The sequence below is a fragment of the bacterium genome (genome assembly GCA_016708315.1).
GTDB lineage: Bacteria > Zixibacteria > MSB-5A5 > CAIYYT01 > CAIYYT01 > JADJGC01.
The window spans coordinates 643,000-657,570 of record JADJGC010000023.1; the positions used below are offsets into that span (position 1 = coordinate 643,000).

10 protein-coding genes and 3 pseudogenes are annotated in these 14,571 nt (G+C 50.6%); 6 read left to right on the top strand and 7 right to left on the bottom strand.

The window, feature by feature from the left end:
* Nucleotides 1-13 precede the first annotated feature (13 nt).
* The 4 genes from IPH59_15085 (at nucleotide 14) to IPH59_15100 (ending at nucleotide 3,389) form a co-directional block, all read left to right on the top strand.
* Nucleotides 14-1,537 (top strand): hypothetical protein, encoded by a 1,524-nt coding sequence (locus IPH59_15085; GenBank protein ID MBK7093017.1) that lies wholly within the window; start codon nucleotides 14-16, stop codon nucleotides 1,535-1,537.
* A gap of 279 nt (nucleotides 1,538-1,816) precedes the next feature.
* Complete coding sequence (locus IPH59_15090) at nucleotides 1,817-2,188, top strand: hypothetical protein (GenBank protein ID MBK7093018.1); 372 nt, start codon at nucleotides 1,817-1,819, stop codon at nucleotides 2,186-2,188.
* A gap of 135 nt (nucleotides 2,189-2,323) precedes the next feature.
* Nucleotides 2,324-2,752, top strand: coding sequence for a DUF4279 domain-containing protein (locus tag IPH59_15095; protein MBK7093019.1), 429 nt, complete (start codon nucleotides 2,324-2,326; stop codon nucleotides 2,750-2,752).
* A 274-nt stretch (nucleotides 2,753-3,026) separates the two neighbouring features.
* Nucleotides 3,027-3,389, top strand: coding sequence for a hypothetical protein (locus tag IPH59_15100; protein ID MBK7093020.1), 363 nt, complete (start codon nucleotides 3,027-3,029; stop codon nucleotides 3,387-3,389).
* Between the two features lie 1,244 nt (nucleotides 3,390-4,633).
* On the opposite strand, the gene IPH59_15105 is transcribed toward IPH59_15100, so the two are convergent.
* Genes IPH59_15105 through IPH59_15120 form a run of 4 tightly spaced genes read right to left on the bottom strand, consistent with a single transcriptional unit; the run spans nucleotide 4,634 to nucleotide 8,055 of the window.
* Nucleotides 4,634-5,746, bottom strand: a complete 1,113-nt coding sequence (locus IPH59_15105; protein ID MBK7093021.1) for a PilT/PilU family type 4a pilus ATPase — start codon at nucleotides 5,744-5,746, stop codon at nucleotides 4,634-4,636.
* A 55-nt stretch (nucleotides 5,747-5,801) separates the two neighbouring features.
* Nucleotides 5,802-6,326 carry an acetyl-CoA carboxylase biotin carboxyl carrier protein gene (gene accB / locus IPH59_15110; protein MBK7093022.1) on the bottom strand — a complete coding sequence of 175 codons (525 nt, stop codon included), beginning with the start codon at nucleotides 6,324-6,326 and terminating at the stop codon, nucleotides 5,802-5,804.
* A gap of 60 nt (nucleotides 6,327-6,386) precedes the next feature.
* Nucleotides 6,387-7,457: an aminopeptidase P family protein gene (locus IPH59_15115; protein ID MBK7093023.1), complete on the bottom strand. Its 1,071-nt coding sequence runs from the start codon at nucleotides 7,455-7,457 to the stop codon at nucleotides 6,387-6,389.
* Between the two features lie 7 nt (nucleotides 7,458-7,464).
* Nucleotides 7,465-8,055 carry a hypothetical protein gene (locus tag IPH59_15120; protein ID MBK7093024.1) on the bottom strand — a complete coding sequence of 197 codons (591 nt, stop codon included), beginning with the start codon at nucleotides 8,053-8,055 and terminating at the stop codon, nucleotides 7,465-7,467.
* Nucleotides 8,056-8,582: 527 nt separating this feature from the next.
* Here IPH59_15120 and IPH59_15125 point away from each other — a divergent pair.
* Nucleotides 8,583-9,737: a phenylacetate--CoA ligase family protein gene (locus tag IPH59_15125; GenBank protein MBK7093025.1), complete on the top strand. Its 1,155-nt coding sequence runs from the start codon at nucleotides 8,583-8,585 to the stop codon at nucleotides 9,735-9,737.
* A 62-nt stretch (nucleotides 9,738-9,799) separates the two neighbouring features.
* Here the strand turns inward: IPH59_15125 and IPH59_15130 are convergent.
* The 3 genes and pseudogenes from IPH59_15130 to IPH59_15140 all read right to left on the bottom strand — a co-directional run bounded on the left by IPH59_15130 (nucleotide 9,800) and on the right by IPH59_15140 (nucleotide 12,429).
* Nucleotides 9,800-11,312: pseudogene (locus IPH59_15130) on the bottom strand (carboxypeptidase M32).
* Nucleotides 11,313-11,449: 137 nt separating this feature from the next.
* Nucleotides 11,450-11,788, bottom strand: coding sequence for a hypothetical protein (locus IPH59_15135; GenBank protein MBK7093026.1), 339 nt, complete (start codon nucleotides 11,786-11,788; stop codon nucleotides 11,450-11,452).
* Between the two features lie 78 nt (nucleotides 11,789-11,866).
* Nucleotides 11,867-12,429: pseudogene (locus IPH59_15140) on the bottom strand (manganese efflux pump).
* Between the two features lie 244 nt (nucleotides 12,430-12,673).
* Between IPH59_15140 and aspS the strand changes: the two are divergent.
* Nucleotides 12,674-14,501: pseudogene (gene aspS, locus IPH59_15145) on the top strand (aspartate--tRNA ligase).
* The last annotated feature ends 70 nt before the right edge of the window (nucleotides 14,502-14,571 follow it).

Genomic DNA, 14,571 nt, shown 5'->3' on the forward strand with positions numbered 1-14,571 from the left:
GAGACTTGATGTAATGAAAAGGCGCCATCTTCATTTCGTAATTGCTTTCCTGTCGCTCTTTTTGGCAATAGCCGTATTGCTTCTCATTGTGACTTTTCGCAATGGCAGTTCAAGCAACTCCTTCGGCATTGAATTCGGAGACGATGCCGACACCACCCGCTGCAACATCAACGCACAGATTGCACGCGATTTGTCCAGAGGCGATTTGCTGTTCATCGCCGATCAGCAAGAATTTCCAGAATTGTCTCGGCTGACCATCGCCAATTTTCTCGACTACTGGTCTGAGGCAAGAACCGACAGATTCGACACAGTACTTCGCGGGCTTGAGAAGATAACGCTGATTCTGAACATCGATTCGCTCTCTCTGAATCGTGCCAACAACTACATGGAATCGTGGGACTATCGCGACATCGCGATAGCATCGAATATGTGCGATTCGTCATTCACGACTGCTGATTTGGAATTTTATTGGCGACTCGGCAATGTTCGCCATCGCCTCAAAGCCGCCAAGGTCCGCGATGCGTGGTGGAATAATGTCGAGTTTGAGATTGTGCCGATGCCAAGTCACTGCGGCGGAGATTTCACGGCGGACTCGACCAATGCTGTTCGTCTTGCAGAGAACATTCGTGACTATCGAAGTCTGCATCCTGACGAGAGTATCATCGCGTTTTTCGACGCGCCATTGCTCTATCGGAGGTTGCCTGCATATTACGGCAAACCTCTTATGGCGACTTCGATTTTGCGCGAACTGGAATCGGACTCCGGTCAAAATGCCAAGTACATTACTGTCGCTCAGGCAGACCGCAACCACTGGCCGTTTTCGTTTATGCGGGGCATTCCCGAATGCGATTTCGTGCTGCTCAGCAGTTCGCTTGAGAATACCGCGATCTATAGTGAACTGCCGCCGATTTTTCAATTTGATCTCCTGGTATTGAGAAGTTGCCCGCCGGATTTGCATCTGCCGATTTCGGCAATCCCCAGCATGAACGTCGCAAGAGCTGTGGTGGATTGGATGCCGACCTTGACCGACACCACACAGACAGAGACGTGGTCGGCGATGCTAACCTATCTTGATGCTGTCTCAGGAGCTACACCATTGCGGGTCAATTCCCACGATCGAACGGCGATGCGTGAGGCGTGTATTCAGTGGCAGAAGTGGTCTGACACTGCGCGCGTTGATGTCGTCGAAGAGATTTCTTCGCTGCGAATTTGGACAAGGCTGATTGACAAGATTGCCGGTGCTTCGAATCTGGTTGCGCGGCACTATGACGAGACCCTGATGTCGATTCTACCGGGAGCGCCCGCGTTGGATGTTCGTTTCGAGACGCCCACCAAAGCCGAGCGCGCCGCGCAGTTGCGCGGTTATCTGTCTCGCAATCGCGACAAGATCGTGGTGCGGATGCTGATCAATGTGCTGTGGGTTGGCGATCCCGAAGAAAAACGCAGCGCCCTGTCGGCTTTGTCGCGAGATACCGGAATGCAGTTCCACACGGCGGCTGGAGTGGTCGCGGTGGTATCGAGATGGCAGGCCGGATGAGTGGTAGGGGGGCGACCAGAAGTTTGTAGTTTGTAGGTCAAGCCCTCTTGGGGCTTGACAGCAAAGTAGGTCCGAACCCCTGTGGTTCGGACGTCTTGTTGCGTCCTCACGGAGGGGAAACTCGTACCGCGATTGTCGAAACCCCTCGAAATGTCTTGTATGAATTGACTTGCTCAAAATAGGTGTTTCGAGCTACTTTACTCCAATGATCAAACTAAGCGCAATACTGGTAATTTTGGGGATGAGTCTCATAGTCGTTTCGTGCGAGGGCCCGGCGTGATGTCCGAGCAGATGAGTTTTGAAGATGTGATAGGCGCCTACGAGGCGAATTTTGGGTCAGCGGTGTATGACTCCCTCTTTTTATACTCTGATACTACTTATGTTCGCAAGTACGGAAGTCGTGGAGGAAAAGTATTCGTCGATACGGGGACATTTCGATTTGGCGATATTGGATACCGTCACTACAGCTTCTACTCTACTCACTTCGTCATGTTCCAACCGGAGTGCGACGAGGGTGGTGGTCGAGTAAATGCGAATTCAGCGATTCCGGAGACAACAGTAGTCAACTTTCCAATTATGAAGCTCGGAAATTCAGTTCGCATTCATTCCTGCTTTCCAAAGATGTGGTTCTACAGGAAGCGTATAGGCTAGCAGAGTAGGTCCGAACCCCTGTGGTTCGGACGTCTTGTGAAGCCCATCGTGTCGAGATACATTTAAGGCACTTGATGATCATATTCAATCGTTATCATAAATGTCAACGACGGTGATTGCGAATGAAGGGAGTGTATGGAAAAAGATTGCTTTGTTTACAAGACGAGTATCGATTTCATTATCACTTCGCCAGACATTGATTTGGACACCATTTCAGGCGAACTTGGAATTCTCCCAGATAGGTCGTTCAGAAAAGGAGACTTGGTGACTTCCAAGCATTCTCCCCGAGTAGGCAAAAAGCCCTATTCTCTTTGGGCGATCCAGTCGCAATCTTATGAAGCTAAAGATGGGACGATCAGCCACCACATTGAATATCTCAAGTCAATTCTCTTGTCTAAGATAGATGTACTAAAGAGATATAAGGAGGATGCTCGATTTAGTGTCGCCTTTTGGATATGGATTCAGACCGATAACTCAGCTATCGGTCTTGATCTAGGTGAATCTGAATTAGCTTTTATGAATAGTGTGTCAAATAGGATTAGTTTTTCGCTTTTGACTATGTAAGGTAGGTCAGAGTGATTACGCTCTTGACGCTCTATAGAGCGGACCCTCTATTGCGACCACTTAAATGACGAACTCTATGGAAAGAGTTAGGGAGTTGTTAGTCCGTAACTCAAGCCCTATTGGGGCTTGACTGAGTCATAAAGGCCAAGCGCCGAGAACGCTTGACCTACCAAACTTTCATATTAAGATTATGGGGAATGGCGATTTACGCAACCCGCATACGGGAGAGGTCATTGGAAACTTGTTTGACTATTTACCCTTGAGAGTTAAGAGTATGGAAAAAGATTGCTCCACATTCAAAACGTTTATAGAATTTGCTATTACTTCGCACGAGATTGATTTGGACACAATTTCTGACGAACTTGGTATGCTTCCTGACCGGTCGTTCAGAAAAGGGGACTTGGTGACTTCCAAGCATTCTCCCCCAATTGGTCACCATATCGAATTTCTCAAATCTATTCTATTGCCTAAGATAGAAATCTTGAAGAGATACAAAGAAGATGCTCGCTTTAGTGTCAGTTTCTTGATATGGATTGAGACCGACAATCCAGGCATAGGTATTGACCTTAACGAAACTGAAACAGCCTTCTTGAATAGTATTTCCAATGGGATTAGTTTTTCGCTTTTGACTATGTAGAGTTCGTAGGTCAAGCCCTCTTGGGGCTTGACAAAATTGTAAGGGCCAAGCGCCGAGAGCGCTTGACCTACCAAACTGACACTTCACAACCCACCCTCCCCCAAAAAAATCTGTAGCTACTATGTCGAGCAGAGTAGGTCCGAACCCCTGTGGTTCGGACGTCTTGTGAAGCCCATCGTGTCGAGATACATTTAAGGCACTTGATGATCATATTCAATCGCGTTATCATAAATGTCAACGACGGTGATTGCGATTGAAGGGAGTGTCCGAACCACATGGGTTCGGACCTACGAACTTGTGTGGAGGTAGAACTGTGGGCAAATTGAAGCGTAAGAGATTCATCTTCTCGTTCGTGTTGCTTCCGATTGGGTTGGCGGCGTTCGTTATCGCTGCATATTACATACATGAAGCATTTGCCTGGGGAGGGTTCCTATGGGCATTATTCATCTCTATTGTGACTGCAAAGTTTCGTTGCCCACAATGCAATTCGCGAGTAGGAATCGGAATAGGCGTAAACGATGTCGAAAAGTGTAACGGCTTCAAGTCAAAGTGTCCGAAGTGCGGTTCGGAATTGTGACATCTCCCCGTTCATAGTCCGTAGGTCGGGTTCGCAGCGACCTGTCCCGCGCTTTAGCCAAGTAGGTCAGGAGCCCTGTGCTCCTGACTTTCCGCCTGACACTTCACAACCCACCCTCCCCAAAAAAATCTGTAGCTACTATGTCGAGATTTCTTTTTGTCGGTAAGGGTAGAGGCACTGATGTTTCGTCAGTGAGCCAGTTTTGCCGGCCCAACAAGTGTGAGCCGCGAGTTCGCAACGGCCGTTGCGGTTAAACAATCTCGATCTCGCTGTCAGCCCTTGCCGGGGCAAGTCTGCAAGAGGTAGCCCCGCTTGCAGATGCAAATGGACTCTGAAGGGAACATCGGGTTCGGTCACATTGCGATGTGCCGATTAGCGCGCGCTATGCCGATTTATTGAAAGAACGATATAGAAAAGGAATCAGATCGAAAACAAAACAGACTATTCAACAGCAACACGACCTTGAAGTGCGCCAACCCAGGGGCTGTTGAGAAAGTCTCTTCCCCGGAAGATCTGTTCGTGTTGCTAGCAAGACACAGATTCCCCGCGTGCGGTTCGAATGACACGGGATGGGTTTTCAACAGTCCCTGAGCGGTGGGGGACCAAGCAAAACGGTCCAAACCTTTCGATTCGGACCGTTGATGAAACAAGCTGTTGGGGAAAGCTCTTAGTGTTGTCCCGCCGAGAATGCCGTCCAGGCAGTCTCTGACGAACCGGTAATTCCCTTGATGCGCAGATCGAAGTCATCCGGGTTGCTGGCGTTGCGCATGGCATCCTCGTAAGTGATATGCCCGCCGCGATACAGTTTCATGATCGACTGGTCGAACGACTGCATGCCATACTGCACGTTGCCGCCCTCGATGAACTCGATAATCGATGAGGTCTTCATCGGATCGATGATGGCATCGCGAATGGCGCCGGTCGAAACACAAACCTCGACCGCCGGAACTCGGCCCGGTGTGTCTGCGCGCGGCAGAAGACGCTGACAGACGATCGCCTTGAGTGTGCCGGCAAGCAGCAGACGAATCTGCTGGTGCTGGTGCGGCGGGAAAAATGAAATCACGCGCGTGATTGTCTCGACCACGTTCATCGTATGCAGAGTCGTCAGCACCAGATGTCCGGTGTCGGCGGCGGCGAGGGCGATACCCATCGTTTCGGCGTCTCGAATTTCACCGATCAGAATGACGTCGGGATCCTGACGAAACGCGTGGCGCAATGCGGCGGCGAAATTCTCCGAATCGGCGCCGACCTCGCGCTGGCAGATGATAGATTTCTTGTCTTTATAGATGTATTCGATCGGGTCTTCGATAGTTACGATGTTCTCGGCGCGATTCGAATTGAGATGCTCGATGATCGCGGCGAGCGTGGTTGACTTGCCGGAACCGGTGGTGCCGGTGACAATCACCAGACCACGGCGGGCATCGCAAAGATCAGTGATTACGTCGGGCAGATTCAAATCTTCAAACGAAGGCACCAGCGTATTGACCGCACGAATCGCGATACCGGGCGTGCCGCGCTGCCGATAGATGTTGATACGGAAACGGCCGAGCTTGGTGACGGAGAGCGCCAAGTCCATTTCGTTGCGGGCGGCGAAGCGTTTCTGCTGTTCAGGGGAAAGGATCTGCGATACGATTTCCGTCATCGCTTCCTTTGAGATCGGATCGGTGTTAATGGCAATGAGCTTGCCGTGCACGCGCAAAGTGGGCTTGATACCAACACGCAGGTGCAGGTCGGATGCAGCGAGGTGCTGCATCTCTACCAGCATGTCACGCAGATTCATCGGTCTCTCCTTCGGTTATTCCGGAAACCAGACCGATGAGTTAGTAGCTCAGGATTTAGGTCGGTTCAACGATGAACAACGACTGACCAAACTCCACCGGTTGTGCGTTTTCCACCATGCGTTTGACGACAACGCCGTCAAATTCCGCCTCGATCTCATTCATCAGCTTCATTGCTTCGATGATGCAGATCGTCTGACCCTTGGTGATGCGCGTGCCGATTTCGGCAAAAGGCGGCGCACCCGGTTCGGGCGAGATGTAAAACGTTCCAACCATCGGAGACTTGATCTCCTTACCTTTAGCGACCGCAGGCGGCGCTACAGGTTGTGGTTGCGGCATTGCCTGCATAGGCTGCGGAGCAGGAGCAGGGGCAGCCACCTCAATCGTCGGCATAGTCGGAACTACGTGCGATTTGGCAATCGAGATATGACCATGCGAGCCGCCGTTCGAGCCATTGCTGACTTCGGGACTGCGCTTCACGATCGTCACGTTGCTAAACCACAGCGAATTTCTGACAGTTAGCGATTCAATGTCCGACGATTCCACCAACTTCACCAGTTTCCGGATAGTTTCTTCGTTCATTAGTTTCTATGACCGGGTTGAATCAACCCTACTCCTGATTATCGAATGTTTTTGCAAAAACTATAGCTCCAGCAACGACTTATCGGCCTTGTTCATGACCCGGCAGCCGTTTCTGGTAATTACCACATCATCTTCAATTCGGACGCCGCCCCAGCCATCAATGTATACACCCGGCTCGACCGTAACGACCATATTGGGCTGTAACACTGTGTCTGACAGCGGACTAAGGCGAGGCTCTTCGTGAATCAGCAATCCGATTCCGTGCCCTAAACCGTGTCCAAAATTCTTACCGTAGCCAGCCTTGGCGATGATGTCGCGAACGTGCTTATCCACAGCAGAGCCTTTTAAACCCGCCTTGGCTTTGCGAGTTCCAGCAATTTGTGCCTTAAGAACGAGATTGTAGATTTTCTTCTGCTGGGCAGAGGCTTTGCCGACAACCACCGTTCTGGTGATGTCGGAATGATATCCGGCGTAAATGGCGCCGAAATCGAGGGTTACGAATTCCCCCTTCTTAATGATTTTGTACGAGGCGCGCCCGTGCGGCAACGCGGAACGGTAGCCGGAGGCGATAATCGTCTCGAATGACGGGTCCTCTGATCCGAGCATCTTCATCTGATACTCAAGTTCAGCCGCAACCTCTGTTTCGCGAATACCCGGCTTGATGATTTGCAGAATTCGAGCAAACGCGACATCGGCAATATCTACCGCCTTTTGGATGTTCTTGATTTCATCATTGTCCTTCACCGAAGCCATTGCTTCAACAATGAAGGTGGTTGGCGCAAACAGCGCGTTCGGAAGCAACGCCTTGAGCATACCCAGATTCTTGACCGACATATACGCTTCGAGAAATCCGATACGGAGATTCGGGGCGTTTAATGGCTTGATCTTCGGAAGTTCGGTGTACAGATCGCGCTGAGCGATCATGATCTTCGCGCTCTTGACTTCCTTGCCAACTTGCGCCTTGTACCGGAAATCGGTCACGAAATGCGCTTCATTCGCGAACACTGCCAGAATACCGTTGGAGCCGGTATAGCCGCACAGGTAGCGTATTTGCGACAACTCGGTTACCAACAGGCAATCGAGATTGAGGCTTTTTATCAGCGCCTGAAGCTTCTTAATTCTAACTTGCATGTTTTCCTTATCCACAAAGTTTGAGTTTGTCGTGTAGGTGTTGATCTGCCGGCGTTTCCTTAAGCAGATGCAGGTAAATCTGTTTTGCCTTGTCGAAGTACCCCTGCATGCGGAACAGATCGGCAGCGGTTTCGGTAGCCAGAAAATCGTGCTCCAATTCGGGTTGTTCAACCTCGAAGAAGCCGATGTCTTTCATTCGGGCGGCTATCGTCTCGGAGTCTGCTTCCAACGCCGCCGCCTGAAGATAGTACTTCCGCGCTTCGTTAACATTGCCTTCTTCTGCTCGGAAGACGTCCCCCAAGCTCAGCAGAGTACGCGGATTGTCTGGTTCGCGCCGTAAGGCTTCGAAATAGGTAAAAGTCGCCGCCACCTGATTGCCGCGAAGGTGATACAGATCACCCAGTATCTGGAATCCAGACGGATAATCGCCAAATACGCCAATGCCCGCTTGAAGCAGATTGTAGGCTTCATCGAGTTGTCCAGCGGCGATCATTTTCTCCGCCTGGCGCGCGAAGTCGTATCCTGGTTTGACCGTTGCACCGGAACCAGTTTCCACCCCGGAAATGCGATTACTTGTCTGCTGGGCAGAATAATCCATGACCCTCCCACGTAGTGTCGAAAAACGATAGGCACGGACGGCGGAAAGGTCAAGAAAAAAGTGAGGCCGATTTGGGTACTGCCAGTAATCTCTCTGTGTACAATTGCGTTTATTTGTGGATAAATTCAATCTCTGATTAACTGCGAATGTATCGATGCCGACAATCGAAATAGAGCCAATTGGGAACAAGCGACGGAATGGATATGTTTTGAAAGTAGGCTAACAAGCATATTCGATCGATAAGCAGCGGCATTTACTTCATTCAATTTGCGATGAGGGTATCAGTACTTGGCAGGAGTCTTCCACAATCTATACTTAGCGAGCCCCTGGCTTATACAAGTCTTGGCGGTTTCACTCTATGGCGCCAAATTGTATTTTCGCGAGTATGGCAAAGAGTTTCGGACTCTCTTGCGCGAATTCGAATCCCATGCCCAATTACCCCAGCGGAGCTTGAAGCCTACCAGGCAGAACAAACCCAATCACTAATCAAGCATTGTTACGAGAATGTCCCCTATTACAAACGGGTTATGTCGGATCGAGGTCTTTCCCCTGCCGACATCCGAGACGCCGGCGACCTCGAGAAACTACCTATACTCACTCGCCGAATGATGGCGGACAATAGCGAAGATTTGGTAGCGCGCAATTACAGGAAATCCGATATAATCGTAGGTTATACTTCAGGAACGACCGCAAACCCGGTCAGAATCGTCTGGGACAAAAAGGTCTGTCTGATGAAGACCGTTGTTGATTGGCGGCAGAAACGACAAGGCGGAATTGAGCCGTTTGATCGGATCGCCTACTTCATTGGCAGACAGATTGTACCGGCGACCGTCAAGCGTCCTCCATATTGGAGACACAATTGGGTACTGAACCATCTGTTCTTCTCAGCCTTCCATCTCGCGCATAAGAACATGGGATTCTATCTGGATAAACTTGCAAAGTTTCGCCCCAAAGCAATCGAGGGATTTCCATCTACGCTTTCGTTCGTTGCCTCTTACCTAAATAGACACGGGCAGACTTTTCCAGTCAAAGCGGTATTCACATCTGCAGAGCCATTGCTGTCAACTCAGCGAGAAGCGATCGAGAAGGCGTTTTGCTGTAAGGTGTTCGATTTCCTCGGCATGTCGGAGCGCGTGATTTTTGCCACCGAGTGCAGTCACCACGAAGGCAAACATCTTGATACTGACTTCGGTTATACGGAAATCGTCGGAGACGGGGAAGCACCCCATAGTAAAGGCTTTGGTCGAATAGTCGCAACCGGACTTCACAATTATGCCCAACCTTTGATCCGTTACCGCACCAGCGACGTGTCCTCTGCCTACGAAGAGCCGTGCCCATGCGGCAGACCTTTCCCGCGAATTCACGATGTCACAACTCGGGATGAGGATATAGTCACCACACCGGATGGCCGATATTTGTCACCATCGGCTCTGGGAACTGCCACCAAAGACCTCGTTTCTGTCGAGCATCTCCAGATTGTCCAGGAAGACCCTCACAACATCGTACTTCGGTTAGTCCCCAGAAGTGATTTTAGGCAGGAAGAATTGACTTCAGTTAGAAAGTCGCTGCAGGACATACTCGGCGAACAGGTGAAGATCCGTGTTGAGACGGTCGATGATATCTCACGAACATCGTCGGGTAAGTTCCGCTGGGTGATTTCTCACGTCCCCTTAAGATTCTGATCAACAAAAACGAAAGGGACGCAGTGTTCCACGTCCCTCACTAAATAGATTGAATGTTGAATCTACTTCACGCCGTATAGCGGCTTGAACTTCTTCTCCAAATAACCCATCAACGGTTTGTGATCAAGCTTTTTGCCGGTAACGACCTTAACTAGGTCCTCGGCATGGTAGCGTTGACCCTGGCTGTGGATGTTCTTCCGCAACCAATCAAGCAGTGCCAGGTACTTACCTGCGGCAAACTGCTCATCTAAATCAGGAATGTCCTTCTTGGCTTTGGCGAAGAACTGCGCAGCGTAAAGATTGCCCAGGGCATAGGTCGGGAAATAACCGAACAGACCCGCTGCCCAGTGGATATCCTGCAAGCAACCCTGAGAATCAGACTTCGGAGTGATTCCAAAGTACTTGGTGAACTTCTCATTCCACACGGACGGAAGATCCTTCGGCTTAATCGAACCGTCAAAGATTCCCTGCTCTATCTCGAAGCGGAGCAGGATGTGCAGATTGTAAGTCACTTCATCGGCTTCAACGCGGATGAATGAAGCTTGCACATCATTGATAGCGAAATAGAAGTCATCAAACGCGACATCGCCCAAGGCTTCATAGAAAGTCTGCTGTGCCAGCGGGAAGAAGAATTTCCAGAACGGCTTGGAGCGGCCAACCATATTTTCCCACATGCGCGACTGCGACTCGTGGATGCCGAGACTCACCGCTTCGCCCATCGGTGTACCGAAGTGTTCTCGCGGCAGTCCGAGTTCATAAAGCGCGTGGCCGGCTTCGTGCATAGTGCCGAAAAGCGCCTGACCAAGATGCTTGGGATTATAGCGGGTGGTGATGCGGCAATCGCCGGGGCCGATACCTGAGCAGAACGGATGAGCTGTGACATCAAGCCGGCCTTCGCTAAACGGAAATCCTATCGCTGCGGCAACTGTCTCGCCGAAGATGCGTTGGCGATCGATCGAGAATTCACGCTCGACAATCGAAACATCAGGTCTTTTCGGGGCATTGCGAATCTTCGTCACGAAGTCGACAAGCTCCTTTACGGAACTCCGAAAATACAACGGTGATCGATTTTGCTGTTGCGCCGGGTTCGTAATCGTCGAGCAAGGCATCATAAGCCACGTCCTTGTATCCGACGGCTTCGGCATATTGACGCTTGAGATCGATCATCTTCTCGAGATGCGGGAAGAACGATTTGAAATCATTGTCGCGGCGGGCATTCACCCAGACGCTCTGACCGGTAGTCTCGGCGTGAGCAATGGCTTCAACCAATTTCCCGGGTACCTTGGTCCTCTTGTCATAGACACGACGCAACTCGCGTACAATAACAGCGTCCGCAGCCAGCGGATCCTTGGTTATAGCGCTGCCCTCTGCGGTCTTCAACAAGTCACCAACTTTGGGAGCGGTGAATTTTTCGTGCAAGAGTCCAGCCATATAGGCAAGCTGATTGGCACGGTGAGCGGAACCATTACGTGGCATATTGACTCGCTCGTCCCAGCCCAGTAGTGCGGCTGTCGAGCCAATCAATGAAACCTCGTTCATGATCTGTTTAAGTTCAGTCATGGCTTGTTTCGACATTGATGTATCTCCTCGTGAAACACGTTAAGTCTCTTTGAGAACGTCTGCGATATTATAATAAGCCGAGCGGCGCGAATCAAGGCCGTCTCTTAACCTTCTTCCGATTCCCGCCGCATTGAGACGATCGGATCTATGACCTATCCCTTGGACCGGACACTGTCGGGAAAATCGCGATAGAGCGCCGACCGGAAATCGGTCACTTCCGCAAATACATTTCGATGCAATCGCTCAACCTCGCCGTCGCGAGTTGCGACGTGCTGGAATGCCTCATCCAATTGAGCCATATTGTCGGTCATTATTGTTATGTTGAACTCTCCCAGTTCTGCAGGTCCCCATCCCAGTTTGCGTCGGGCGATGGTAAATCCCTTGAGTTTCCCCTGTTTCTGAAGGTAGCCAAGGTAACTCGAGACGTGTTCGCAAAATTCGAGGTCTTTGTGGGACTCCTTTAGATTGCACCAAATTTGATAATAGTCCATTGATTCTCCTGTCGTAATACTCTGTCTACGAATCCTGGCACCGATATGTTAAATGCGAATACGAATTCGGGGGTGATTTTAGCTCGAATGAGCAATGAGAATCTTGATGCCTATGGCAATTAGAATTAGTCCGCCGATCAATTCGGCTTTCCGACCGAGATAACCGCCAAGGCGTCTGCCGCAGATCATTCCGGCGATTGTGAACGCCAACGCGACAATGCCAATTATGATTATTGGCGTCACAATTTCAACATTCATAAGCGCCATACTCAAACCGACCGCGAAAGCATCGATGCTCGTCGCAATTGACAAAAGCATCAGGGACCACTTGCGAGTCGGATCTTTCAAAGCGGAGTTCAGTTCGTCTTTGTGCGAGCGTGATTCCTGAATCATCTTTGCCCCGATTATGGCCAGCAAACCGAAGGCAACCCAGTGATCAATGTTGACAATCAAGTGCTCGACCTTGGTGCCCAGATACCAGCCCAGAAGCGGCATAAGTGCTTGAAACAGCCCGAAATGGAATGAGAGCGGAAGTAATGCCTATACGTCAGCTTGGGAATGCGGCAACCAACAGCAATAGCAACGGCGAACGCATCCATCGCCAGTGCTATGGCAATGCAAATGATGGAAAGCAGATTCAAACGCCTGAGCCTTTGTATGTTGATTCGATTGTTGTCATGCCGCTCCATTATAGCATAGCATATCGAAAAGGAAACCCAAAATGTTCGCTTCCACCAGACAGTACGGGGGTACAGCTGCGCGGATTTTCCCTTTGAAAGTCGCCCGATTTTGTTATCTTCGCCAATCAGCGGCTGCGTGAAATGCGCTGGATAGTTCACGTTTCGTCCGCTGGAAACCAATTGGCATTGATTGATAGGTCTGAGGATGAAACCGTTTTCGCAATTACGACGCACACATACCTGCGGGGAACTTCGCAAAGAGCACGCCGGCTCAAGCATCACTCTTAATGGCTGGGTAAAGAGATACCGCAATCACGGCGGCATTCTATTTGTTGATTTGCGCGACCGCTATGGCGTGACACAAGTAGTCTTCCATCCTGATAACTTTTCTGCCGATAAAATGGAAATCGCCTCGCGCCTGCGGGGCGAATATGTGATCAGTGTCACCGGAAACGTTGTCAAACGTCCGGAAGGCATGATTAACGCCAATCTCTCCACCGGTGATGTCGAAGTCGACGCCAGAGACTTCGAATTGCTTGCCGAGTCAGAAACTCCGCCTTTTGAAATCGAAGAAGACACCGCCGCCAACGAAGACCTGCGCCTAACCTATCGCTATCTTGACCTGCGCAGGCGATTCCTTGCCGACAAGATTGAATTGCGCCATCGCTTCGCATTTGCAGTTCGGCAGTATCTGCATGGCGAGAAATTCCTTGAAATCGAAACACCGCTACTGATGCGCTCGACTCCCGAAGGAGCAAGGGACTATGTTGTGCCTTCGCGCGTCCATCCCGGCAAGTTCTATGCATTGCCGCAGTCGCCGCAATTGTTCAAGCAAATCCTGATGATTTCCGGTTTTGACCGCTATTTTCAGCTTGCCAGATGCCTGCGTGATGAAGACCTGCGTGCCGATCGCCAGCCGGAGCATACGCAAATCGACTTGGAGATGTCCTTCGTCACACAGGACGACATCTTCACAATGGTCGAAGGGATGATGAAGTACTCGTTCAAAGAGACATTGAATGTCGAGATCGAGACGCCGTTCCCGCGCTTCCCCTACGATCAGATCATGAGCGAATATGGTTCCGACAAACCGGATCGCCGATTCGAAATGAAGCTGATTGATTTCTCGACAGCGTTCGCCGGTTCCGAATTCAAAGTGTTCGCCGAAGCGTTGGCGACTGGCGGAGTTGTCAAGGGCGTGATTGCTCCGGGTCAAGCCGGTCTATCACGCAAGCAACTGGAAGAAATCGAAGACGAGGCGAAGCTCGCCGGTGCAAAAGGTCTCGCCTGGATTGCATTTGCTGAAGAAATCAAGTCGCCGATCAAGAAGTTCCTGACTGATGATGTCGTGAAGAAACTTCGCGAAATCGGCAATATCAAGGACGGCGACCTGTTAATGCTCGGCGCTGGTACGAAGCTGCCAACCGAAGGAATACTTGGGCGTGTTCGCAGTTACTGCGGTAAGAAATTCGGACTTATTGACAAGTCGAAGTACTCGTTCCTCTGGGTTACCGAATTTCCATTGTTCGAGTACCATTCTGAACTGGGCCGATTTGATGCGATGCACAATATAGTGACCTCGCCACGCGAAGCTGATATGGGTCTCTTGGAAGAAGGCTTCACTACGTCGACACCTTTGAGTGACCCGAATCATCCATGGGCAAAAGTGCGAGCGAATCAGTATGATTTGGTGTGCAATGGATTCGAGCTTGCCTCCGGCGGCATTCGCAATCATCGCTCCGATATGCAGAAGAAGATCCTGAATATCTTGGGAATGGATGATGCCCGCGCCGATCGGATGTTTGGATTCCTGCTTGACAGCGCTCAAGTACGGCGCCCCGCCTCACGGTGGAATGGGTCTCGGTTTGGATCGCATTGTCGGCATTATGACGGAATCAGAGTCCCTTCGGGATGTGATTGCGTTCCCGAAAACGACTGCAGCACAGTCACTTATGGACGGATCGCCGACCGAAATCGAACCGGAGCAGCTGGCAGAGCTGTCGCTTGCGATAAGTATTGACAAGAAGAAGTAATCAGATACATTTTAGCGCCCTCAATTGACAGAATCTATTTGAGGAACGTATTCTCGTTGGTCACGTTCGA

What these genes read in the sequence shown, in the direction of transcription:
- IPH59_15085 (MBK7093017.1), top strand. Translation starts at nt 14, where the DNA reads ATGAAAAGGCGCCATCTTCATTTCGTAATTGCTTTCCTGTCGCTCTTT.
- IPH59_15090 (MBK7093018.1), top strand. Translation starts at nt 1,817, where the DNA reads ATGTCCGAGCAGATGAGTTTTGAAGATGTGATAGGCGCCTACGAGGCG.
- IPH59_15095 (MBK7093019.1), top strand. Translation starts at nt 2,324, where the DNA reads ATGGAAAAAGATTGCTTTGTTTACAAGACGAGTATCGATTTCATTATC.
- IPH59_15100 (MBK7093020.1), top strand. Translation starts at nt 3,027, where the DNA reads ATGGAAAAAGATTGCTCCACATTCAAAACGTTTATAGAATTTGCTATT.
- IPH59_15105 (MBK7093021.1), bottom strand. Translation starts at nt 5,746, where the DNA reads ATGAATCTGCGTGACATGCTGGTAGAGATGCAGCACCTCGCTGCATCC.
- accB (MBK7093022.1), bottom strand. Translation starts at nt 6,326, where the DNA reads ATGAACGAAGAAACTATCCGGAAACTGGTGAAGTTGGTGGAATCGTCG.
- IPH59_15115 (MBK7093023.1), bottom strand. Translation starts at nt 7,457, where the DNA reads ATGCAAGTTAGAATTAAGAAGCTTCAGGCGCTGATAAAAAGCCTCAAT.
- IPH59_15120 (MBK7093024.1), bottom strand. Translation starts at nt 8,055, where the DNA reads ATGGATTATTCTGCCCAGCAGACAAGTAATCGCATTTCCGGGGTGGAA.
- IPH59_15125 (MBK7093025.1), top strand. Translation starts at nt 8,583, where the DNA reads ATGTCGGATCGAGGTCTTTCCCCTGCCGACATCCGAGACGCCGGCGAC.
- IPH59_15135 (MBK7093026.1), bottom strand. Translation starts at nt 11,788, where the DNA reads ATGGACTATTATCAAATTTGGTGCAATCTAAAGGAGTCCCACAAAGAC.